Raw genomic sequence first — 22909 nt, 5'->3', positions numbered from 1 at the left:
TCGACGGGCCCGAGGAGGAGCCATGACATCCGTCAGTTCCGACGGCACGCGCCGTCCCGTCGTCCTCGGCGTCGACGCGCTCGACACCGGCCGGATGACCGCCACCTGGGCCGCCGACGAGGCCGACCGCCGGGGCCTGCCGCTACGCCTGGTGCACGCCATCCCGTCGCTGTACCGCGAGTACCGGGTCCTCGACGAGGGCCGGTACCACAAGGCCCTGCGCGAGCGGGCCGACCAGGCGCTCGACCGGGCCTCCGCCGTGGCCCGGGAGCGGCACCCCGGGCTGACGGTGACCACCGCCGTCTCGGAGGACGTTCCGGCACCGGCGCTGTGCCGGGAGTCCGCGCACGCCGCGCTCGTCGTGCTGGGCTCCCGTCGGCTGGGGCGGACGGCGGAGGCGCTCAGCGCCTACTCGGTGGCCGTCCCGGTGAGCGCCCAGGCCCACTGCCCGGTGATCGTCGTCCGCGACCCCGAGCACGTCACCCAGGAGCCGCCCTACGTCGTGGTCGGCGTGGACGGCAGCCTGTCCTCGGCGGCCGCCGTCGACTTCGCCTTCGACCTCGCCTCCGAACGACGTGCCGCCCTGCGCGTCCTCTGGGTGTGGCAGCGTCCGCCGATCGGCAACCTCGACGAGCACGCCACCGAGCAGACCCTGCGGAGTCTGCTGTTCGAGAGCACCGCCGGGCGGCAGGAGCTCCATCCCGACGTCGCAGTGACCCACGAACTGGTGCACGGCCACCCGGTCGAGGAACTGGCCCGGGCCTCCGAGCACGCGCTCGCCGTGGTCGTCGGCCGCCGGGGGCACGGCGGCTTCACCGGCATGCGGCTCGGCTCCGTCCCGCACGGACTGCTCCACCACGCCCACTGCCCGATCGCCGTCGTCCCGCACGACTGACACGGACCGTCCGGCGACCCGATCCGGGCCGAACGGCCCGCGTCCGGACCGTCCGCGCGGCGCGAACCTGATGGTGAGGAAAGGTGGAGACCATGCACACCGTGATCGTGTACGAGAGCATGTACGGAAACACCCGCGAGATCGCCGAGGCCATCGCCGAAGGTGTCCACCAGGCCGACCCCTCGGCAGCCGTCGACTGCCTCCCGGTGACCGAGGCCGGCGCGGACGTGACCCGCACCGCGGACCTGCTGGTGGTCGGCGGCCCGACCCACATGCGCGGCATGTCCTCCGGGCTCAGCCGCCGGATGGCGGCCACCGCCGAGGGCCACAAGGAAGGCCACGAGGACGCCGCCGCCGAAGCCCGGGAGACCGCCGAGGGGCCGGGCCTGCGCTCCTGGTTCCACGACCTCCCGAAGACCGAACCCGGCACCTACGCCGCCGCGTTCGACACCCGCGGCGCCACACCCGGCAGCGGCGGCGCCGCCGAGGGCATCGCCCAGCGGCTCTCCCGCCACCACTACGACGTGGTCGCCGAGCCCCAAGGCTTCATCGTCGAGGGCGTCGACGGCCCGCTGCGCAGCGGCGAACTCGACCGCGCCCGCGCCTGGGGCGCCCGCCTGATCTGACTGCCCCGGCGGCGCCCCGGACGCAAGCGTGCGGGGCCGGACCGAACCCCAGGGGTCCGGCCCCGTGCGGTCGTCGGGCAGAGGCCGGACCGGCTCTCCTTCGCGATGGCCGCGGCCCCGGACGGCAGTACCGAAGTACGCCTGGACGCCGCGCCACCGCCCGACGCCGGGTACGCCCCGCACCGGGCGGAGCAACACTGGTCGAGGGGGAGGCGGAGCGGGCCGGACAGGCCGCTCGGGCGCTCCGCGGAGGACAGGAGCGAACGGATGTCTGATGGCGGAGAGCGGAACCGGGAGTACCGCACCCTGATCGCCGAGTTGGCCGGACTGGTGCGGCTCGCGCACGCCGCCTTGTGCGGCGCGACCGCCGCGCTGACGGATCCGGCCGACGACGGGGTCCCGGCGGCGGAGAAGGCACTGGCCGAGCTGCGGGACCGGATCGAGGAGGACGCTGCCGGAACGCTCGGCGGGCGGGCCGGGGTCGTCACGGGTGTCCATGTGGGCACCGAGGTGGAGGCCCTGGGGCAGCTCGCCCAGCGGCTGCTGGAGGCGGCCTGGGCGCGTCAGGAACGGGAGCCGGTCGACGAGCGGCTCCAGGCCCCGCTGCGCGGGATCGCCGACGCCGCCCTGGACCTGGCCGCACGGGCGGCCGACGTCCTGGAATCCGGTGCGCCCGAGGGCGTCGCGGACATCCTCGGGGAGCTGCACGAGGTCGGACAACGGCAGCGGCTGCTGTACGAACTGCTGATCCACGAGGAGTCGGCGGACCTGGTCGACATCGCCGACCTCGTGCTGCTGTCCTGCTGCTACCAGCAGTGCGCGGCCCACGCGGGGTCGATCGCCCGCCACGCGGTGCTGTTCTCGCACGCCGGGCTCTGAGGCCCGGGGCTTCCGAGGCTACGGCAGGCCCGCCACGGCGGTCGCCTCCAGCAGCAACCGCCTGGTGGGTTCGTGCAGCACCATGCCCTGGTGGGTCACCAGCATCGGCCCCAGGACGGGGTCGTCCGCCGGCGCGGCGGCCCGCAGGAGGCGAGCGAGCAACGCCAGCGCGTTGTGGGCGTACGCGCACGAGGCGGTGACGGGCACCTGCGCGGCCAACTCCCCGGCACCGATCACCACCACCCCGTCGCCGACCAGCGTGGTGGTGTCCGGCAGGACGCCCTCGATGTTGCCGCCCTCTGGGCAGACCGCCAGGTCCACCAGCACCGAACCGGGCCTCATCGCAGCCGCTGCGGCCGTACTGAGCAGCACCGGGGGGACGCGACCGGGGAGCCCGAGGGCGGTCACCACGAGGTCGTGGCGCGTGACGGCCTCGGCGAGCCCCGCCGTCCAGGCGGAGCGCTTGAGGTCGAGCGTCTCCCGGAGCTCCCGATCGTCCGCCACCGGGTGGAGCAAGGGCAGGTCCAGCAGGTCGGCCCCCAGGGCGGCGACCGCCGCACGCTCGCGGCGGCGCAGTTCGACCGCGTGGACCTGCGCGCCCAGACGACGGGCCGTGTCGATCGCCTGCAGGCCCGCGTGTCCGGCACCGACCACGAGGAGCCGGACCGGGTCGAACAGCCCGTCCGCCGAGCCCCAGGGCGGCAGGCAACGGCCCAGCCGGGCGGCCGCGAGCAGCACCGCCTGGTAGCCGGTCACCCTCGCCTGGGAGGCCTCGGCGTCCAGCGGATAACCGGCGGGCAGCGCGGGTGGCACCAGGTCGAGGCCGATCGCGGTGACCCCCCGATCCGCCCACTGCCGGACCCGGTAGGGGATCCGGTGCGGGCGCAGCATCGCGACCAGCACCTGGCCGGGGCGCAGGCCGTGCACCGGGTCGACGGTCGGCGGGTGGACGCCGAGCAGGACGTCCGCGCGACGCAGCAGGTCGGTCCGCCCGACGACGGTCGCTCCCGCGGCACGGTAGTCGGCGTCGTGGTACCCGGCGAGGGCTCCGGCACCGGGCTCGACCACCGCGGTCAGCCCGAGCCGGCCGACGGCCGGCACCAGGTCGGGGACGAGAGCCACCCGGCACTCGCCCGGTACGGTCTCCCGGAGCACTCCTACCGTCGTGGTCGTCATCGCTGCCTCTCTGGTCGGCCCGCATGCCCAGTGTGTTCCGATTGCCCGCCCGGTTCACCCGGACGGATACTCGTGCACGGGGCGCCACTCGGCACGGCGGAGGGAGCCGGTCATGGCGGCATCCAAGGGCTGGCAGTTCTGGGTGGACCGGGGCGGGACCTTCACCGATGTCGTCGCGCTGGCCCCGGACGGCCGGCTGTTGACCCACAAGCTGCTCTCACACGACCCCGCCCGCTACCGCGACCCCGCCGTGGCCGGGATCCGGGCCCTGCTGCCGTCCGGAGCCGGCATCGAAGCCGTCCGGATGGGCACCACCGTGGCCACCAACGCCCTGCTGGAGCGAACCGGCGAGCCGACCGCGCTGGTCATCACCCGCGGCTTCGCGGACGCGCTGCGGATCGGCTACCAGAACCGGCCGCAGATCTTCGCCCGCGAGATCGCGCTGCCCGAGCCGCTGTACGCCCGGGTGGTCGAGGTGGACGAGCGGATCGCCGCCGACGGCACGGTGCTGCGCCCTCCCGATCTCGACCGGCTCACCGAGGACCTGCGCGGGTGCCTGCGCGACGGCATCCGTTCCGTGGCCGTGGTCTGCCTGCACAGCTACCTGCACCCCGCTCACGAGCGGTCAATCGGCCGGATCGCCGAGCAACTCGGCTTCACCCAGGTGTCGTTGTCCAGCGAGGCGAGCCCGCTGATGAAGCTGGTCCCGCGCGGCGACACCGCCGTGGTCGACGCCTACCTCTCCCCCGGGCTGCGCCGCTACGTCCGACAGGTGGCCGACGAACTGGCCGGCGTCCGGCTGATGTTCATGCAGTCCAACGGCGGCCTGGCCGAGGCCGGGCACTTCCGCGGCAAGGACGCGATCCTCTCCGGCCCGGCGGGCGGCATCGTCGGCATGGTGCGGATGTCCCGACTGGCCGGCTGCGAGCGGGTGATCGGATTCGACATGGGAGGCACCTCCACGGACGTCTCGCACTTCGCGGGCGAGTACGAGCGGGTGGTGACGACCCAGGTCGCCGGGGTGCGGCTGCGCGCGCCCATGCTGGCGATCCACACCGTCGCGGCCGGCGGCGGCTCGGTGCTGCGCTTCGACGGCGGACGGCTGCGGGTCGGGCCGGATTCGGCGGGCGCCGACCCCGGCCCCGCCTGCTACCGGCGCGGCGGCCCGCTGACCGTCACCGACGCCAACCTGCTGCTCGGCCGGATCCAGGCCGGGCACTTCCCCCGCGTCTTCGGCCCCGACGGCGACCAGCCGCTCGACGCCGAACTGACGCGACGCCGGTTCACGGAACTGGCGGCCGACGTAGGGGACAGATCACCGGAGGAGGCCGCCGAGGGCTTCCTGCGGATCGCGGTGGGCAACATCGCCAACGCGATCAAGCGGATCTCCGTCCAGCAGGGCCATGACGTCACCCGCTACGCGCTGACCACCTTCGGCGGCGCCGGCGGCCAGCACGCCTGCGCGGTCGCCGAGGCACTGGGCATCCGCACCGTGCTGGTCCCGCCGATGGCCGGCGTGCTCTCCGCCCTCGGCATCGGCCTGGCCGACACCACCGTCCTGCGCGAGCACGCCGTCGAACGCCCGCTGGCGGCCGAGGAGATGGCGGACGTACGCGCCCTGGCCGACGGACTGGCGGAGGCCGCCACCGCCGAACTGCTCGACCAAGGCACCCCGCCGGAGCAGATCCGGCTGGCCTTCCGGGCTCGGCTGCGCTACCAGGGCACCGACACCACCCTCGGCGTCCCGCTGGGCGAACCCGCCGACATGGCGGCCGAGTTCGAGGAACGGCACCGCGCCACCTACTCCTTCCTGATGGACCGGCCGCTGGTCATCGAGGCCCTCGCCGTCGAGGGCACCGGGCTCTCCGAGCAGCCGGAACTCGACACCCGCTCCCCCGCCCAAGCCTCCGAACCCGTCGACGTGCCGCTGTACGCCGACGGCGCCTGGCGCCAAGTCCCCCTGCTGGAACGTCAGTCCATGCGACCGGGCGGCACCCTCACCGGCCCGGCCGTCATCGCCGAGGCCAATGCGACCACCGTGGTGGACGACGGCTGGCGGGCCACCGTGACACCGGCCGGTCACCTGCTGGTCGAGCAGATCCGGGCCCGCGCCGAGCCGGCCGCCCCGACCGCTGCCGACCCCGTCCTGCTGGAGGTCTTCAACAACCTCTTCATGGCGATCGCCCAACAGATGGGCGCCCGGCTGGAGTCCACCGCCCAGTCCGTCAACATCAAGGAGCGGCTCGACTTCTCCTGCGCCCTCTTCGACGCGGACGGCAACCTCGTCGCCAACGCCCCGCACATCCCCGTCCACCTCGGCTCGATGGGCACCACCGTCAAGGAGGTGATCCGCCGCCGCGGCCCCGCCGTGCGCCCCGGCGACACCTACGCCGTCAACGACCCGTACCACGGCGGCACCCACCTGCCCGACGTCACCGTGGTGACCCCGGTCTTCGACCCGACCGGCCGAGAGCCGCTGTTCTTCGTCGCCTCCCGCGGCCACCACGCCGAGATCGGCGGCATCACCCCCGGCTCGATGCCCGCCGCCAGCCGCGAGATCCACGAGGAGGGCGTGCTGTTCGACAACTGGCCGCTGGTGACGGACGGGCGCCTCCGCGAGGCCGAGACCCTGCGGCTGCTCACCGAGGCGCCCTACCCGTCCCGCGACCCGGCCACCAACCTCGCCGACCTACGGGCCCAGGTCGCCGCCAACCGCAAGGGCGTCGAGGAAGTCAACGCGATGATCGACCAGTTCGGCCTCGACGTCGTCCAGGCCTACATGCGGCACGTCCAGGACAACGCCGAACAGGCGGTGCGCCGGGCCATCGACGGCCTCGCCGACGGCGCCTACCGCTACGAGACCGACTCCGGCGCCGTCATCGCCGTCCAGGTCCGGGTCGACCACGAACACCGCACCGCCACCATCGACTTCACCGGCACCGCGCCCCAGCAGAAGAGCAACCTCAACGCGCCGTCCGCCGTCGTCACCGCCGCCGTCCTGTACGTCTTCCGCACCCTCGTCGACGACGACATCCCGCTCAACGACGGCTGCCTGCGCCCACTGCGGATCGTCGTCCCGCCCGGCTCGATGCTCGCCCCCGTGTACCCCGCCGCCGTCGCCGCCGGCAACGTCGAGACCTCCCAGGCCATCACCGGAGCGCTCTACGCCGCCCTCGGCGTCCAGGCCGAGGGCTCCGGCACGATGAACAACCTCAGCTTCGGCAACGAGCACCACCAGTACTACGAGACGATCGCCTCCGGTTCCGGCGCCGGCCCCGGCTTCCACGGCGCCGACGTCGTCCAGACCCACATGACCAACTCCCGCCTCACCGACCCCGAGGTCCTGGAGTGGCGCCTGCCCGTCCTGGTCGAGGAGTTCGCCGTCCGCCCCGGCAGCGGTGGCGACGGCCGCTGGCACGGCGGCAACGGCGCGCTGCGCCGGCTGCGCTTCCGCGAATCGATGACCGTCAGCCTGCTCTCCGGCCACCGGCGCGTCCCCCCGTACGGCCTGGCCGGCGGCTCCCCCGGCGCCCTCGGCGCCAACCGGGTCCTGCACGCCGACGGCACCGCTGACGACCTGCCCGGCTGCGGCACCGCGGACGTCACGGCCGGCGACGCCCTGGAGATCCGGACCCCCGGCGGTGGCGGATTCGGTTCGGCCGGCTCCGCTCACGAGGACCAGCGTCGGCGAACCGTGTAGGCGACGGCACCGGCCGCCAGGACGGCCGCGCCTGAGATCACCGAGAACAGCGGCAGCGCGAACGCGCCAGCACCAGGCAGCCGACCAGGCCGAGTACCGGAACCATCCGTGGCGGGCGGCCCTCAGCCTCGGTCAGCGTCCACGCCGAGGCGTTCGCGACGGCGTAGTACGCCAGCACCCCGAAGGACGAGAACCCGATCGCCCCACGCACGTCCGCGGTCGCCGCCACCACCGCGACGGCCGCGCCGACCGCCAGCTCGGCGCGGTGCGGCACCTGGAACCGAGGATGAACCGCCGCCAGGACGTGCGGCAGATGACGGTCGCGGGCCATCGCGAGCGCCGTCCGGGACACCCCGAGGATCAGCGCGAGCAGCGAGCCGAGCGCGGCCACTGCCGCCCCGGCCCGCACCACCGGCACCAGCCGGTCGGTGCCCGCCGCCCGCACCGCCTCGGACAGCGGCGCGGGGGCGGCTGCCAGCCGCTCGGGCCCGAGCACCATCAGGACGGCAACGGCAACCACGGCGTAGACGACGAGCGTGATGCCCAGCGCGATCGGGATGGCCCTCGGGATGGTGCGGGCCGGGTCGCGGACCTCCTCCCCCAGGGTGGCGATCCGGGTGTAGCCGGCGAAGGCGAAGAACAGCAGGCCCGCCGCCTGCAGCACGCCGCCCGGTGTGGCATCCACGCCGATGCCCAGCCGGGCCGCGTCCGCGCCGCCCGAGGTCAGCGCGGCCACCACCACGGCCGCGAGCACCGCGAGCACCACCGCGACGATCAGCCGGGTGAGCCACGCGGACTTCTGCACACCGGCGTAGTTCACGGCCGTGAGCGCCACGACGGCGGCCACCGCCACCACGTGCACCTGGCCCGGCCAGACGTAGCCGCCCACCGTCAGCGCCATCGCCGCGCAGGACGCGGTCTTCCCGACCGCGAAACCCCACCCGGCCAGGTAGCCCCAGAACGCGCCCAGCCGCTCCCGCCCGTGGACGTACGTCCCGCCGGACTGCGGATAGCGCGCGGCCAGCCGGCCGACGACGCGGCATTGCAGTACGCCACCACCGCCGCGAGGACCAGCCCGAGCAGCAGACCGGACCCGGCCACGCCGACGGCGGGGGCCGGTGCGGCGAAGATCCCCGCACCGATCATCGACCCCAGCCCGATGACCACGGCGTCGAGCACCCCCAGCTGACGGCGCAGCTGCGGCTCGGCGCTCCCAGCCGGTCGTCCCATGGCCAACCCCTATATCCCAGCCAGGGAACAGGAAGGTCGGCGCATGGGTCGAACGGCCCCGGTCCGGCGGCCGAGCGCCCCGCAACCGGGGGCCTGCTGCTCTGCACCGGACCGCCTTCAGCGGTCTCGGCCGGGTGCACGCCGGCCAAGGCGAACGCACCTCGCCGCAATGCCGTGCGGGCAGGCGAAAACCTGCAAGGTGGGCTCCCTTCGCCGGCATTGTCCGGATCAGGTGGTGGAGGTCGCCTTCCGGTCTCACAGACCATCCAGCCTCTCAGCCCGACCGTCGACAAACGCCCCGCGCGGAGCCTCCGCCCATCGCCCAGGGCCATCCGGTCGAACTCCCTCGCTCGCCCTGCAGGCCGATTCCCACAATACGCTCGCCCCCGCCCGGCGCCAGGGCCGAAGTGGGTGGGGACGCTGTGCACTCCTCTCTCAGGTGCGACGCATTGCCTGCGGACGGTCACCCCCGGGTGTGGTTGCGGGCGAAGCGCAGGGTGGCCGGGTACGTGCGCTTACCGGCCCTCCCCGCTCCGGTGTCGGCGTTCGGGCGACGGATACCTCCTCGGGGACGCCATCGGTGACCCGCCAAGCCGGAAGTCCTGCACGTGGGGCGGGCCGGTCACGACGGGAGCGGGCCCGTTCGGCCCTGTCGCCGGCACCGGATGCGGGGCAGGCTCACGGTAGGACCGAGTACCGGTCCCGCGCCTCCCGGTCGCTCTGCTCGTGGCGACGCGTTCCCGGACCTGGCTGTCGACGCAGGTCCGCAATCGAAGGGAGCCGACATGACCGCCGTGATCGCAGTCCTGGTGGTGCTGGTCATCCTGGTCCTGATCGGGCTCGCGATGTCGATCCGCATCGTCCGCCAGTACGAGAAGGGGGTCGTCTTCCGGTTCGGCCGGATCACCGGAGCGCGCGACCCGGGGCTGCGCCTGATCGTCCCGTTCGCCGACGGACACTTCACTGGAGCAACGCCGGACACCCGCCGCCGCTCCTGGTCGGCCCCGACGGCACCGCCCGCTACCTGTACGCCGACCCCGGCCTGCCCCTCGAAGACCTGTGCCGGAACCTGGCCGACGCCCGCCTCGCCGATGGACGCGACGACCTCGCACTCCTCACCCTCCTCACCTTCCGCACCCCGCCCACTCCACGCCCACCGAGCCGGACCCCAGTACACATCCCTCGCGCAGGCGACACACTCCCGGGCCCGTGAACAGGGGGTGCCTCGCCCCCTGGTAGACCGGCAGCTCGGTCTCGATGGTGGTCCTTCAGTACCGGAGCCGAGCCGCCTTCACCCGTGTCCAGGACCCCTGCCGCTCCGTGATCTGGAGGGCCCTGACCACCGGGGACACGGACGGCCCGGGGGCAGTCATGAACCTGCTTGCCGTCTTATTCGCACCGCGGGGTAGAGGGACTCGGCCACCTCTCGATCGAACGGTTCGGTGTCGGGGGTGAGCACCGCCGCGGCGGCCACGGCCACCCCAAGGGCACACGCCTGGACGGGATCATCGCCCGCCGCCAGTCGCAGAGTGAGTGCGGCCACCATGGCGTCTCCGGCCCCGGCGTCGCTGAGTGACTCCCCAGGCGACTGCGGGGCTCGCAACCCGGTATGGCCGTACCTCGTCGAACAGAGTGCTCCGAGTTCCCCGAGGGTGGTGACGGCGATCTCAGTCGCTCCTGCGGCAAGCAGCGACTCGTTGACAGCGCGGGCGTCGTCGAAGCTCCGGACCGCCCGGCCGGCGAGGGAGGCAGCCTCGTGATTGTTGCACCTCCGCAGAAAGACGCCCTCGTGCAGCGACTCGCGCAGGGCCCGCCCCGAGGTGTCCAGCACCAGCCGGGACCCGGCCTCCTTGACCCGGCGGGCGACCGCCGCGTAGAAGGCGTCGGGCAGGCCGCTGGGCAGACTGCCACTGGCCACGACGTACTGGTGACTGCCAGCCGCTCGGCCAAGCGCGTCCAGGAGGCGCCCTCCCTCCACATCGTCCAGTCGCGGGCCCGGCGGCACGATGTGAAAGCTGCGGCGTGACTCGGTCTCGAACAGCACGAACGCTTCGCGGGTCTCACCCGCGATCCCGAGGGCGATGTGGTCGACCCCCTCCTCGTCCAATAGGCGGTTGAGGCGCTGGCCGACCTCGCGGCCGGCGGTGTGGACGGCGGTCGCCCGTCCGCCGAGCCTCGACACGTCCCGGGCGACGTTGATCCCTCCGCCGCCGGCGGCCACGAACCTGACCCGGGCACGGGTCTTACCGATGTCCGCCAGGCGGTCGACCTCGCAGCAGATGTCGACGGTGGGGTTCACTGTCAGGGTGAGGATCGGAGGCATGGTCTCCGGCAGCGGACTCCTCCCTCCGCTGCCCGCCGCAAGCGGACCGGACGCGTCAGGGCCGTTCATCGCGGTGACACGGCGGTTGTGATCCCGATCGTCCGTGGCTGCCCTCCCGGGTCCTCCGGACAGGGGCGGGACGTCATGGGAAAGTCCTTGAACAAGTCCGGGAACGAAGGCCACGGTACCCACGTCGATGGAGCAGTTCGCCGGCCATCTCGATCGCCTCACTCGGTCACTCCCTCCATCGTGCTGCGCGAGCGCAGGAGGCGCGATCGGGAGCACCTCGCAGCCGCCGACCCGTGCTGCCTGCTCGTGGCGGTCCGCGGTCGTGCTGATCATCTTCCTCAACGCCGCGTTCGCGTTCGTCCAGGAGGTGCACGCCCAGCACGCGGTCGAGGCGCTGGCCGCCTACATCCCCCAGCGGGCGAAGGCGCTGCGGGACGGTGTCCCGCGGGAGATCGACGCCACCGAGCTGGTCCCGGGCGACGTCGTCGTCATCGAGGCGGGTGACCGAATCGCCGCCGACATTCGCCTGCTGCAGGGGGCCATCGAGGTCGACATGTCGGCGTTGACCGGGGAGTCGGTGACCACGCTGCGGTCGGCCGCGATCCCCCCGGCGTGGGGCTGGCCCGTACCGAGTTCGTGGTCGCCCACCAGGTCCGCGTCCACCCGATGGCCCTGGTGCACGCCGGGATCGGCTCGGTCTCCGTCACCCCGGACAGCCTCGCCACCGTGAAGCACGCCGTGGCGGCCGCCGAACAGGAGCGACCCGCCGATCGGAGCAGCCCCGCATGCCGGAGGCCTGGTGCCCGCCGAGACTGGGCCCCGGGCTCCCGGCGTTCGGAAGGAGAGCGTGATGGCGGTGACACCGATGTCGGCACCCGTCGATCTCAACCACCCCGGGCACTACGTCCACTGGGGCGTGGTGCAGATCTCGGTGGCGAACCTGGTGGTGATCGGCGTGATGGTGCTGCTCTTCGTGGCCGCACTGCTGTTGCCGTTCCCGACCGGACAGCACCGCGATGACTAGCTGGACGGGTGCGGTGCGGCGGTTCGCCGTCCGCCGGCTGCCCCCGGAGAAGCTGCTGCCGGACACCCAGCCGGTGTACATGGCCTCGTGGATCTACCTCTTCGGTGTCCTCACGGTGTCCTCGCTGGTGGTGGTGCTGGTCTCCGGCGGGGTCCTGGCGCTGGAGGGCCCGGGGTGGTGGCATGCCTCCGCTGTCGGGAAGTACGTGAACAGCGTGCACCTGTGGAGCGCGGAGCTGTTCATGGCGTTCATGGTGATCCACCTGTGGGGCAAGTTCTTCATGGCCGCCTGGCGCGGGCGGCGGGCGCTGACCTGGGTGACCGGTGCGGTCACCTTCCTGGCCTCGATCGCCACGGCCTTCACCGGGTACGTGGTGCAGCAGAACTTCGACGCACAGTGGATCTCCGGGCAGGCCAAGGACGCACTCAACGCCGTCGGGATCGGCGCCTGGTTCAACGTCCTGGACTTCGGCCAGATGTTGATGTGGCACATCGCGCTCTTCCCGCTCGTGCTGGTACTGCTCACGGGCTGGCACCTCCTGCTGGTGCGCACCCGCGGGATCGTGCCACCGATCGACGCCGCACCGCCCGAGGCAGCGCCGTGAGGCACACCGATACCCCCGAGTCGGGTGACTTCCCGACCCGCCCGTACGACCTGGTCAAGGAGTTCACGATCGCCCTGGTCGTGGTCGCCCTGCTGAGCGCGGGCCTCGCCGCACTGTTCTCGTCACCGGACGAGAAGCCGATCACCCTGGCGTCCTGGTCGACCGCGGACCAGGCCGACTTCACCGCCACGGCGGTCGCGGAACTCGCGGGCACCAGCACCTCGGCGGGCTACGGCCCGCCGTACAACCACACCCCGGGCGCCGGACAGAAGATCGGCCCGGTCGGACTGCAGCGCGCCGCCGGGGTCCGCATCCCGGTCGACCCGGCCGAGGACTTCGTGCTGCGCCCGCTGAGCCAGTCCCCCGAGCCCCCTGAGGTCACCGCCGCGCTCACGGCCTGGCGCGCCGCCCCGGCCGATCAGCGGCAGGCTTGGAGTTCGGCGTACTCCGACGCACTGGGCAAGTCCCCGGACGGCGATCCGGCCAAGGTCGCCCCCGACGGATACGGCCCGGTGCCGACACTCACAGCCCGACTGCTGGCCCTCGCCCAGTCCGGCGCACTGGACGGCCGGCTGCTGGCACAGGGGCGCTTCTACCAGACCGACTACACCCGGCCGATGCTCTTCCTCGCCGACGGCTCCTACCTGTCGGACCAGGCGACCGCCCAGCACCTGACCGGCAGCCAGTGGGGCATGATGAACGAGACCGGCAACTACCCGGGCCAGGCCTGGCTGTGGCTGTACACGTTCTGGTACCAGATCGACCCGTTCAAGACCTCGAAGAACGCGGACGCGGAGGTCTGGGCGATCATGGCCGTGCTCAGTCTGGCACTGGTCCTGCTCCCCTTCATCCCCGGTCTCAGGTCCGTTCCCCGCTGGACCCGGGTGTACCGCCTGATCTGGCGTGACCACTACCGGAGCGAACCCCGACCCGGACGCGACACCCGCGGCCCGGGGGAGCCACCAGGCTGACGGACGCCCGCGGGCGGTGACCGCCGGGTCCTGCGGGACCAGCTCCCGGATCGCACCGGCCGTCCACCAGCTGGGGGACGGCCGTCAGGATGCCCTCCAGCAGGTCGAGCGGCTCGAACCCGGTGACCGGATGGGGGGAGGGTCGTCGGGGCCCATCGGCCTGCTGCCGGGGCCCGACCGACCCTCCCCGGCCCGTACAACAGTGCCCGACGATGAAGGTGGTGAAGGCTCCGCACAGAGCCGGCGACGGCGACGGCACCGGCCGGGGCCGAACGGGGTCCGCGACGAACGGCTTCGGAACCCACCACCCCGTGATCGTGGGCATCGACCGCTCCGAGGCGAGCCGCTCGGGAGGCACCGCCGCACGGCCCCGCTGGTGATCGTCCCAGGCGGCCAGGGGCCCGCGGGCTGAACAGGAGGTCCCGATGAACAGCACCGACAGCGGCCGGGCACACATCCGCTCCGCCGACCCCGGCGACCTCGGGCGCCGGGTCGCCCGCCGACGTACCCAGCTGGGGCTCACCCGCGAGCTGGTGGCGGAGCGCGGCGGCCTGGCCCCCGGGTTCCTGGAGTACCTGGAGACACACCCCGTCCCGGTCGGCGTCAGCACCCTCGCCCGGCTCGCCGACGCGCTCGACACCACGGCCACCGACCTGCTCGGCGGTGGGCGCGACGTCCCGTCCGGCCGGGCCCGCGCCAACGCCCGCGTCCGGCTGGAGGAACTGGAACCGGCAGGCTGCTGGGCCAAACTCACCCCCGGTGGCGTCGGCCGGGTGATCCTGACGGCACCGCGCGGACTGGTGGCGCTGCCCGTCAACTACCGGGTGCTGGACGCCACCATCCTCTACCGCACCGAGGCGGACGGTACCCTCGCCCAGGCCGAGGGCAGCGAAGTCGCCTTCGAGGTCGACCAATTGGACGAGGTGTTCGCCACCGGCTGGAGCGTCCTGGTGAACGGCACCGTCTCGACCGTCTCCGACGACGAGGTCGTGCGCTGGTTCGAACAGCACGCCGACCCCCACCCCTGGGCGGGCGGTACCCGGGACACCTGGATGCGCATCAAGCCCGCCGGGATCAGCGGCCGGATCATCCGCCCCGAGGGCCCTCCGGTCATCGAGCCCGAGTAGGAAGGCACGGACCCCGCGATGACTTCGAAACCGCACGTCCTCGTGGTCGGCGGGGGGGGTTTCGCAGGCCTGGAGACGGCCTTCGGTCCGCGCCGTCTGCTCGGCGACCGCGTCCGGCTGTCGCTCGCCGCCGACCAGGAGGACTTCCTGTTCAAGCCCAACACCATCTACCTTCCGTTCGGAGCCGAGGAGGCCCCGCTCCGCATCCACCGTGGACGCCCCGGCAGATGCGGTCGCCGGGCCGGCGGTTCCAGGACCTCAAGGGCGCCGCCCGAGCAGGACAACACCGGCGGGTGCTGTTCCACGTCCCGCCGAACAACAAGTGCGCCGGGCCGCTGTACGAGATCGCGCTGATGGTGGACACCCGGCTGCGCCGGTCGGACCTCCGCTCGCTCGTCCACCTCACCTGGACCACCTACGAGTCCGGCTACGTCCAGGCCTTCGGCCCACGGCTGCACCAAGTGGTGGAGCACGAGTTCGCGGCCCGGGGCATCGAGGGCCGCACTTCGGCCGTGGTCGACAAGGTCGGCCACGGCAGGCGATGCAACTGGCCCTGGACGGCATGTCGCACACGCTGGCAAGCGGCCCCGGCTGACCCCGGAAACCCGTCCACCCCGAAGCCGGTCGGGTCTCGGGGCAGCGGAAGATGTCCGGTTCATCTCCTGCGCACAGGAGATGAACCGGGATGGCAGACGATTCCCGCTACCCCTCGGCCGGGTCGAGAACGTCCTCCACCGCGCGGCGCGGACTGGCCGCACCGGGCGGGCCGTAGCCGAGGCGCAGCACGAGCTGGACGTGCCCGGGCCCTTCAGCGGGGTCGCGCAGGCGCCAGCGGGTGTCCGGGATCTCGACGGCCTGGTGCAGGACGGAGGCGCGCAAGCCGTGGACGGTGGCGAGCAGCCACACGCGCTCCATCGCCTGCCCGGTGCGCAGCCAGTCGGCCGGGGTGTCGAGGTGGGTGCTGAGGGTCGCCAGTTGCGGCAGCGCCTCGAAGCGTTCGGCCGCGGTGGTGTGGCGCGGCGGGTGGCCGGCGAAGCCGCGCATCGGGACGCGGGCGTCGCGGTCGTGCGAGCCGAGGGCCGCGAGCGGGATGCCGTCGTAGGAGGGTTCCAGGCGCAGCCAGCGTCGGGTCTCGGCCTCGCGGGTCACGTCCGCGGCGATCCGGGCCTCGGCCTCGAAGGTGAGGGCGAGGACGCGGCGAACGCCGTGTTCCTCCAGCATGGTGAGGGTGACCCCTTCGTCCCGGGCGGCCGTGATGAGGTCGGCGACCAGCGCCTCGGGGACGTCCCGGTTGGTGAACGGCTGTCGGCTGGAGTGGCGTCCCGCGATAGCGGGGTAGAGGTCGGCGCCGAAGGGCTGCGGTGAACGGGCCGGGGCGGAGAGGTCGAGGACGGCTCGCGGCTGCGCGTCGGCGCCGGCCGGCAGCAGTCGGACGGCGGCCTCCCGGCCGAGGTGGGCGGCGGCCACCCGCAGGTTGAACACGGCGGCGCCGATCGAGATGTGCATCGCCCGGCCGTCGGGGTCGGCGGCCGGGACGGCCCGGTCGAGGTCCGCGTGGACCTCCAGGGCGAGCAGGTCGGGGGTGGGGCGGAAGCGCCAGGGCTGGCTGTTGTGCAGCGAGGGCGCCGCGCCGCCGGCTTCGGCCAGCAGGTGCAGGTCGGGGGCTGTGAGGACGGTTTCGGTGGTCATGGTGGTTTCACTCCCTGCCGGCGGGGAGCGCCGGTGGTTCCAGCATCCGCCGGACCAGCGTGTCGGGCGAGGGTCCAACGGCCCCGGGGCCCGCCGGCCGATGCCGAGGTGGAACTCCGCCGTCTCCAGCAGCCGCATCCGGCCTCGTCGGGCATGCTGCGACGTGCTCCCTCCGGGATCGCCGATGGGGCCCACCGGCGGGTCCAACGGCCCTTCCTCTTCACCCCCGGCGGCGGTCTGCTGGACAGCAGCGGTCCGGTTCGCCGTGCCGGGCCCTGAGCACCGGAGGCACGGCCGTGCTGACCCACGACTCTCACACCACCACCCAGCAGCTGACGCACACCGCCTCCGGGCGGACCGTCGCCGTATCCCGCTACACCCCGGAGGTCCTGCCGGACACCGGCCGCGTCGTCCTCGACACCGCTCGCGAACCGTATGACACGAACGATGTCTGGGCCTCGCTCACCCCGACCGAGGCCCGACAGCTGGCCGGGATGCTGCTCCGCCAGGCCGCCGCGGTCGAGCGGCCCGGCATCCTTCCCGCCGGGCGAATCGAGGTGGACCCGGTCGAGCGGGACACGTATGCCATCGGCATCCGCTCCCACGCCCTGAGCGTCGACCAGCCGATCGACGCCGGCGGCGGCGACTCCGCGCCGACGCCCGTCGAACTGTGCGCCGCCGCCTTGGCCTCCTGCACCGCCCACTACGCCGGAAGCTACCTCGATCGGCACAACCTGGGCAGGGACGGCCTGCGGGTCACCGCCGACTACACCATGGCCTGGGACCGTCCGGCCCGGATCGCCTCGGTGTCCATCGAGGTCACCGCCCCCGACATGCCTCCCGAGCGGGCAGCCGGTCTGCTGGCCGTCGTCGGTCACTGCACGGTGAAGAACACACTCGACCACCCGCCCGAGGTGACCGTCTCCCTCCCCATCCCCGCGAACCCCGCCAGGCCGATCAGGGCCTTGTCGAAGTTGCGCGATGGCAGGGGTGAGACTGGCCGGCACGACGGCGGGGCCAGGCCCCCTCGCAGGATGCGAGGGGCGGTCACTGCAGTCAGGCGCATCACTGTGGCCGCGAAATATACCTGATTAGCCATCAAGCGCGGTCAGCAAGAGGTCAGCATAGGTACGAGCAAACCCTGTCCAACGAGCACAGACGTGAGACTCGACCACTCTCGACGCCCCCACACGAGGAGCCCCCGACTGGAGTCGACCGCTCGGCACCTGTCGAAGAGCTCTCATACGCACGACTGCACGGGGCATCCGTCCAGTTCAGAGCGATGTCGGGCCGTCTCCTGGATCAAACGGTGCTCTCAGCAGGGACGGCCAGCCGGACCTTCCGGTCTTTCCTCAACCCTTCCATATCTGTACGATGCGGACACCGGATCGGTCGATCTACTTGCGCGCCTCGATCAGGAAGCGCGCCGAGTGGGCCACGAACGGGCCCTCGGCCCGGATCCGGACGTCCAGTTCGCGCAGCCGGTCCCGGTAGGCGTCGACGGTGAAGCCCGGGACCATCCAGATCACCTTGCGCAGGAAGTACACCACCGCGCCGATGTCGCGGAACTCCATGCGCAGCCGCTCGGAGCGCAGGTCCACCACGTCCAGCCCGGCGGCCCGGGCCTCTTCGCTCTCGACCTCGGGCCGGCGGCCCTCGCGTGCCTCCGGCTGCGGCCCGAGGAAGTACTCGACCAGTTCGAAGACGGACGCCGGGCCCACGTGCTGGGCGAAGTAGCTACCGCCGGGCCGCAGCACCCGGGCGATCTCCGGCCACCAGGCCCGCACCGGGTGGCGGCTGCTGACCAGGTCGAAGGCCTGGTCGGCGAAGGGCAGCGGAGGCTCGTCCCGGTCGGCGACCACCACCGCACCCAGCGGGTGCAGCAGCCGCGTGGCGCGGGCGATGTTCGGCGGCCAGGACTCGGTGGCCGCGAGGACCGTCGGCAGCCCCTGCGGCTCGGCGAGCCGCAGGGCCCCGGCGAGCACCTCGCCACCGCCGGTCTGGACGTCCAGAGCCGCCGTCGCCGTGCCCAGCCGTTCGGACAGCAGCCGCTGGTAGCCCCAGGAGGGGCGTTCCTCGGTGGCCCGGCCGTCCAGCCAGGAGAAGTCCCAGCCGTCCACGGACACGGCCTGGGCCTCGGCGATCAACTCTTCGAAGGTGCGCATGCCCGCATCATCCCGGCGACGGCACCGCACGGCCACCGGATTCCGTGCCCCGTCCGTGCCGCAGGACCCACCCGACCCGCACCTCCAGGCTCCCGGCGGCGATCAGCCCGGACACCGGCTCCGTGCCACCGCCGTCCGCCTCGAAGGCGACCAGCACGCCAGGCGGCTCGCCGCACTGCCGCCCGACCAGCCGCCGCTCCTCCGGCGTGGGCGCGCGGAACACCGGGTCGTGGAAGTCCGCCGGGCAGCGGACGTACAGCGGGTCGGCGAAGACCAGCTCCAGGCCGTGGTGGTAGGCGAGGTCGTACCCGGCGGCCAGGCGCAACTCGCCCGGGCGCCAGGAGAAGACGTCCCAGTCCCACCAGGAACCCTCGGGCAGTTCGACCGGCTGCTCCGGGCCCGTCCGCCGATCCTGCGCGGGTTGCATCCGTCCCCCTGCTCGGCTTCCTCGCCCCGGCCCGTGAACCCTGTCGAAACCAGTACTCCGCGCCGGTGCTCCTCCGCGAGGATAGCGCCATGAGCAGCTCCCCCATCGCGCGCTTCTACGACGCCCTCGCGGCGGGCTACCACCTCCTCTACCCCGACTGGGACGCCTCCGTCGCCCGCCAGGGCGCCGCGCTGGACGCCCTGATCCGCGAGCGGCTCGGCGACCGCGCCGCCGAGGTGCTGGACTGCGCCTGCGGCATCGGCACCCAGGCCATCGGGCTCGCCGAGCTCGGGCACCGGGTCACCGGCACGGACATCAGCCCGGTGGCCGCCCACCGCGCCGCCGCCGAGGCCACCCGGCGCGGGCTCGCCCTCCCCACCGCGGCCGCCGACATGCGGCAACTCCCCTTCCCTGACGGCCGCTTCGATGTCGTCGTCTGCGCGGACAACGCGCTGCCCCACCTGCTCACCCCCGAGGACGTCCTGGCCGCGCTCGGCGAGATGCGCCGCGTCCTGCGCCCGGGCGGTCTGCTGCTGCTCACCACCCGCCCGTACGACGAGCTGCGCCGCAGCCGGCCGTCCTCCAGCGCGCCGCAGACCGCCGAGCGGGAGGGGCAGCGGTCCGTCGTCTTCCAGCTCTGGCAGTGGCACGAGGACGGCGAGCGGTACGACCTGGAGTTGTTCCAGCTGCTGCCCGACGACGCCGGGCAGTGGCGGGTCGACGTCCACCGGTCCACCTACTGGGCCCTCACCCAGGCGCAGTTGAGCGCCTTCGCCGAGGAGGCCGGCTTCGCCGGGGCCGACTGGCGGGCGCCCGCCGACACCGGGTTCTTCCAGCCCGTCCTGATCGCCCGAGCGCCGTGAGGTCTGCCGCACCCCGTCGTCCCGGTCTCCCGGTCTCCCGGTCACCCGGTCACCCGGCGACGGGCCGGACCTGGCCGCTCACTCGCTCCCCTCCCTCGCATCATCGCCCTTGCCGGCACCCGCGCCTCACCGCCCCCGCCCCATGACACCGGCCTGCCGACCACCCCCCACGGCTGCCACCGCTTCCGCGACCCGCGCCGCGCCGTTCTCCTCCGCCATCGCGCGAGCCACCGCCTCCGCCCGCGTGCGCAGTGGCCGGCCCTCGACGGCCCGGCGGATGGCTTCCGCCAGCCCGGCAGCCGTCAGGTCGGCGAACCGGATCGGCGCGGTGGCGGTGCCGGCCCGGACGAGCCGGTCGGCCCAGAAGGGCTGGTCCGCCATCACCGGGACCGGAACGCTCGGGACACCGGCGCGGAGGGTCGCGGCCGCCGTGCCGGCGCCGACGTGGTGCACCACAGCCGCCATGCGGGGGAAGAGGTGGGCGTGCGGCACCTCCCCGACGCTCAACACGTCGTCGTCCTCCTCCGCGATCCCGGCCCAGCCCGCCTGCAGCACACCCCGGACTCCCGCCCGCCGCAGCGCGTCCACCGCGAGGGCGCCCAGCCGCTCGCCCTGCCCCGCCGCCATGCTGCCGAACCCGATGAACACCGGCGGTGGTCCGGCCCGCAGGAAGTCCTCGACCTCGGCCGGGAGCCGGTAGTCCGCCGCGACGTGCGGCCACCAGTTGCCGACCACCTGCAACCCGTCCCGCCAGTCGGCCGGGCGCGGCACGAGGGTGGGGCTGAACCCGTGCAGCACCGGCCAGTTCGCCCGCTCCACGGCCCGCCGCCGGGCGCCCTGCGACCCTGCCGGAAGGCCCAGCCGCGACCTCAGCCGACGCGCGGCCCCGGTGTGCAGGCGGTCCACGACCCGCTGGCCGAGCGCCCCCGCGGCCCGGTTGCCCCACCTGCCCAGCGAGCGGCTCCCGCCGACGACCGGCGGGAACTCCCCCGTCGGCAGGGTGGGTTGGAGGTAGACCCCGAGGCTCGGTACGTCCATCGCCTCGGCGAGGTGCCAGCCCAGCGGCGCGGTGGTGGTGCCGAGCAGCAGCAGATCGGCACCGGGCGCGGCCGCGTCGGCGAGCCCGTCACCGAGCCGGTCGATGAACGCGGCGGCTCGCGCGAGCAGTTCGGAGCGCCCGCCCTCCGGACCGGTGGGCGCCCCGCGCGGGTCGACCGGCAGCGAGCGGAACTCGAGGCCGCTGCCGGCCACCAGCTCGCGGAAGGTCTCCGGCGCGGCGAGCGCGACCTGGTGTCCCTCGCCACGCAGGTGCACCCCGAGCCCGGTGTAGGGCGCGACGTCACCGTGGGAGCCTGCGGCCATCACCAGGATCCTCATCGCGTCACCTCGGAGCCGCTCGCGCCGTGCCGTTCGGCGTTGTGGCCGATGGCCGTCCGGAGGTATCCGGCCAGCTCCGGGCGTTGCTCGGCAGCCGGAACGACGAGCGCGAAGGCCCGGGCGTCCGCCTCGTAGTCGTCGGCGATCCGGCAGTGCATCTCGGGCGGGCAGGGCGTGAACCACCGGGTGATGTGCTGCCGGTGCTCCTCGGCGAGGTCCAGCACCGCCTCGTGGTCGGCCGGGAGGCCCTCGTCGAAGGCGGCCAGCAGTCGACGGCGCCACCCGGCGGCCTCCGCCATCAGCTGCCGCCAGTCTTCCTTCGAGTGGGTGGCGGCGCGGGCCAGCGCCTCCCGGTGGCTTTCCCGCTCGCCCCACTTGAGGTGGGCGTCGGCGGCGTAGCTGAGGTCGAAGACGACGTCGCCGAAGACCTCGAAGCGCTCCTCCGGGCCGAGTTCGACCCCCGTGCGCTGGACGTCGATGGCCCGCTCGGCGACGTCGACCAGTTTCTGCAGCCGGGCGATCTGCTCGGTGAGGGCCTGCCGTCGCGCCACCAGGTGCTCGAGGGCGTTGGCCTGCGGGTCGGCCAGAATGTCGGCGATCTCGTCGAGCGGGAAGCCGAGTTCCCGGTAGAAGAGGATCTGCTGAAGCCTGGCGAGGTCCGCGCCGTTGTAGAGCCGGTAGCCGGCCGAGCTGCGTTCACTGGGTGACAGCAGCCCGGACCGGTCGTAGTAGTGCAGGGTCCGAATGGTCACCCCGGCGAATCCGGAGACCTGTCCCACCGACCAGCTCATGAATCCCTCCCGTACATCCGTGCATGCGTGCATGCGTGCATCCGTGCCTTCGTGCGTTCGCTGTACCCCACCGTGCGGCCTGACGTGGGGTAAGGGTCAACACGCGTAGCTCGGCGGCCTGCTCCGGGGGCGGGAACCGGACCCGGTCAGGTCTCGCGCTGCGGATGGTAGGCGCTCTCGGGTATGCCGAAGGTCCAGGCGACCCGGCGCGGGCCCGGGCCTCGGAGGCGACGGCGGAGTCCTGGAGCGTGTACGGGCCGGCCGGCCGCAGGGCCGGTGATGAATCGGCTGCCGACCGACCACGTTGCGTGAAGGCCAAGGAATGCGCCCGCGTAACGCCCAGCCACCTGCCGCGCACGCTGTGGAGCCGCCGATCCCGTCCGTGGGCGCACCTGCCTCGAGGTGCCTAGCCTGGAAGCAGAAGGAGGCGAATCACCATGCTGGGAGACGCACAGGTGCTGGCCATGATCCCCGCCGCCGATTTGGCGCGGGCCAGGGCCTTCTACACCGACACCCTGGGCCTGAAGCTCGTCGAGGAGACCCCCGAGGACCTCACCTTCGAGAGCGGCGGCACCCGGTTCGGGATGTACGAGACACCGAGCGGAGGCCAGGCCGCACACACCCTGGCCAGCTTCAAGGTTGCCGACCTCGACGGCGAGGTGTCGGCGCTGCGAGCCCGCGGCATCACGTTCGAGGAGTACGACTTCCCGGGCCTGAAAACCGTCGACGGCATCGCTGAAGGCAGCGACGGCCTGCGCGCCGCCTGGTTCAAGGACAGCGAAGGAAACATCCTCTGCGTGGCCGAGCGACCCGCCAAGTAACGCCCGCCCGACCCCAACCCCCGACCGGCCGGGCGGGACGTCTCAGCCCCGCCCGGCCGGTCCGCTCGGTCCTGACCGCAGAAGGTGCAGGTCTGCGCACCGCCGTGCTCCCCGCTCTCGTCGTCCGGCACGCCCGGCGGGGGGTACCGCTCCCGGAGCGTCCGTCCTCTCCCCGGCGCCGCTCCGGCCGGGCACCGATCCGCCGCAGGCTG

19 protein-coding genes and 2 pseudogenes are annotated in these 22909 nt (G+C 73.3%); 13 read left to right on the top strand and 8 right to left on the bottom strand.

What is annotated here, in order from left to right; genetic code table 11:
- The first annotated feature begins 22 nt into the window (after positions 1-22).
- The 3 genes from ACZ52J_RS24720 to ACZ52J_RS24710 all read left to right on the top strand — a co-directional run bounded on the left by ACZ52J_RS24720 (position 23) and on the right by ACZ52J_RS24710 (position 2400).
- A complete protein-coding gene (locus ACZ52J_RS24720; RefSeq protein ID WP_465621763.1) occupies positions 23-895 on the top strand; it encodes a universal stress protein in 873 nt (290 codons plus the stop codon).
- Positions 896-987: 92 nt separating this feature from the next.
- Positions 988-1521, top strand: a complete 534-nt coding sequence (locus tag ACZ52J_RS24715; protein WP_465621762.1) for a flavodoxin family protein — start codon at positions 988-990, stop codon at positions 1519-1521.
- 267 nt (positions 1522-1788) lie between these two features.
- Positions 1789-2400 carry a hypothetical protein gene (locus ACZ52J_RS24710; RefSeq protein ID WP_465621760.1) on the top strand — a complete coding sequence of 204 codons (612 nt, stop codon included), beginning with the start codon at positions 1789-1791 and terminating at the stop codon, positions 2398-2400.
- Positions 2401-2418: 18 nt separating this feature from the next.
- Here ACZ52J_RS24710 and ACZ52J_RS24705 read toward each other — a convergent pair whose 3' ends face one another.
- The gene (locus tag ACZ52J_RS24705; protein WP_465621758.1) at positions 2419-3576 is read right to left on the bottom strand and encodes a Rossmann-fold NAD(P)-binding domain-containing protein; all 1158 of its coding nucleotides are present in this window, start codon (positions 3574-3576) and stop codon (positions 2419-2421) included.
- A gap of 112 nt (positions 3577-3688) precedes the next feature.
- On the opposite strand from ACZ52J_RS24705, the gene ACZ52J_RS24700 reads away from it, so the two are divergent.
- Entirely contained in the window at positions 3689-7276 is a 3588-nt protein-coding gene (locus ACZ52J_RS24700) for a hydantoinase B/oxoprolinase family protein (protein WP_465621756.1), read from the top strand.
- Here the strand turns inward: ACZ52J_RS24700 and ACZ52J_RS24695 are convergent.
- A pseudogene (locus tag ACZ52J_RS24695) lies at positions 7246-8506 on the bottom strand (APC family permease). The gene ACZ52J_RS24700 and the pseudogene ACZ52J_RS24695 overlap by 31 nt on opposite strands.
- 955 nt (positions 8507-9461) lie before the next feature.
- On the opposite strand from ACZ52J_RS24695, the pseudogene ACZ52J_RS24690 reads away from it, so the two are divergent.
- Positions 9462-9719: pseudogene (locus tag ACZ52J_RS24690) on the top strand (SpoIIE family protein phosphatase); the annotation flags it as partial.
- A gap of 156 nt (positions 9720-9875) precedes the next feature.
- Here the strand turns inward: ACZ52J_RS24690 and ACZ52J_RS24685 are convergent.
- Positions 9876-10829 (bottom strand): 1-phosphofructokinase family hexose kinase, encoded by a 954-nt coding sequence (locus tag ACZ52J_RS24685; protein WP_465621936.1) that lies wholly within the window; start codon positions 10827-10829, stop codon positions 9876-9878.
- A 331-nt stretch (positions 10830-11160) separates the two neighbouring features.
- Here ACZ52J_RS24685 and ACZ52J_RS24680 point away from each other — a divergent pair, with 331 nt between their 5' ends.
- The 5 genes from ACZ52J_RS24680 to ACZ52J_RS24660 all read left to right on the top strand — a co-directional run bounded on the left by ACZ52J_RS24680 (position 11161) and on the right by ACZ52J_RS24660 (position 14564).
- Positions 11161-11568 carry an HAD-IC family P-type ATPase gene (locus tag ACZ52J_RS24680; RefSeq protein ID WP_465621754.1) on the top strand — a complete coding sequence of 136 codons (408 nt, stop codon included), beginning with the start codon at positions 11161-11163 and terminating at the stop codon, positions 11566-11568.
- 120 nt (positions 11569-11688) lie between these two features.
- Positions 11689-11862 carry a hypothetical protein gene (locus ACZ52J_RS24675; protein WP_465621752.1) on the top strand — a complete coding sequence of 58 codons (174 nt, stop codon included), beginning with the start codon at positions 11689-11691 and terminating at the stop codon, positions 11860-11862.
- Positions 11855-12466, top strand: coding sequence for a cytochrome b N-terminal domain-containing protein (locus ACZ52J_RS24670; protein ID WP_465621750.1), 612 nt, complete (start codon positions 11855-11857; stop codon positions 12464-12466). The genes ACZ52J_RS24675 and ACZ52J_RS24670 overlap by 8 nt, the downstream gene beginning before the upstream one ends.
- Complete coding sequence (locus tag ACZ52J_RS24665; protein WP_465621748.1) at positions 12463-13437, top strand: hypothetical protein; 975 nt, start codon at positions 12463-12465, stop codon at positions 13435-13437. The genes ACZ52J_RS24670 and ACZ52J_RS24665 overlap by 4 nt, the downstream gene beginning before the upstream one ends.
- Positions 13438-13862: 425 nt before the next feature.
- Positions 13863-14564, top strand: coding sequence for a helix-turn-helix domain-containing protein (locus ACZ52J_RS24660; RefSeq protein WP_465621746.1), 702 nt, complete (start codon positions 13863-13865; stop codon positions 14562-14564).
- Positions 14565-15266: 702 nt separating this feature from the next.
- Here the strand turns inward: ACZ52J_RS24660 and ACZ52J_RS24655 are convergent.
- Positions 15267-16253, bottom strand: coding sequence for an Acg family FMN-binding oxidoreductase (locus ACZ52J_RS24655; RefSeq protein ID WP_465621744.1), 987 nt, complete (start codon positions 16251-16253; stop codon positions 15267-15269).
- 296 nt (positions 16254-16549) lie between these two features.
- Between ACZ52J_RS24655 and ACZ52J_RS24650 the strand changes: the two genes are divergently transcribed.
- A complete protein-coding gene (locus tag ACZ52J_RS24650; protein ID WP_465621742.1) occupies positions 16550-17344 on the top strand; it encodes an OsmC family protein in 795 nt (264 codons plus the stop codon).
- Between the two features lie 306 nt (positions 17345-17650).
- Here ACZ52J_RS24650 and ACZ52J_RS24645 read toward each other — a convergent pair whose 3' ends face one another.
- Both ACZ52J_RS24645 and ACZ52J_RS24640 read right to left on the bottom strand, forming a co-directional pair.
- A complete protein-coding gene (locus ACZ52J_RS24645) occupies positions 17651-18418 on the bottom strand; it encodes a methyltransferase domain-containing protein (protein WP_465621740.1) in 768 nt (255 codons plus the stop codon).
- A gap of 7 nt (positions 18419-18425) precedes the next feature.
- The gene (locus ACZ52J_RS24640; protein ID WP_465621738.1) at positions 18426-18845 is read right to left on the bottom strand and encodes a hypothetical protein; all 420 of its coding nucleotides are present in this window, start codon (positions 18843-18845) and stop codon (positions 18426-18428) included.
- 89 nt (positions 18846-18934) lie between these two features.
- Here ACZ52J_RS24640 and ACZ52J_RS24635 point away from each other — a divergent pair, with 89 nt between their 5' ends.
- Positions 18935-19708: a class I SAM-dependent methyltransferase gene (locus ACZ52J_RS24635; RefSeq protein ID WP_465621736.1), complete on the top strand. Its 774-nt coding sequence runs from the start codon at positions 18935-18937 to the stop codon at positions 19706-19708.
- 126 nt (positions 19709-19834) lie between these two features.
- On the opposite strand, the gene ACZ52J_RS24630 is transcribed toward ACZ52J_RS24635, so the two are convergent.
- The gene (locus ACZ52J_RS24630; RefSeq protein ID WP_465621735.1) at positions 19835-21085 is read right to left on the bottom strand and encodes a glycosyltransferase; all 1251 of its coding nucleotides are present in this window, start codon (positions 21083-21085) and stop codon (positions 19835-19837) included.
- Positions 21082-21876 (bottom strand): MerR family transcriptional regulator, encoded by a 795-nt coding sequence (locus ACZ52J_RS24625; RefSeq protein WP_465621733.1) that lies wholly within the window; start codon positions 21874-21876, stop codon positions 21082-21084. Before ACZ52J_RS24625 ends, ACZ52J_RS24630 begins: the two co-directional genes overlap by 4 nt.
- 437 nt (positions 21877-22313) lie before the next feature.
- On the opposite strand from ACZ52J_RS24625, the gene ACZ52J_RS24620 reads away from it, so the two are divergent.
- A complete protein-coding gene (locus ACZ52J_RS24620) occupies positions 22314-22697 on the top strand; it encodes a VOC family protein (protein WP_465621731.1) in 384 nt (127 codons plus the stop codon).
- Positions 22698-22909: the final 212 nt, after the last annotated feature.

The organism is Kitasatospora sp. NPDC034035 (assembly GCF_055575755.1).
This window is presented reverse-complemented; position numbering and strand designations above follow the sequence as displayed.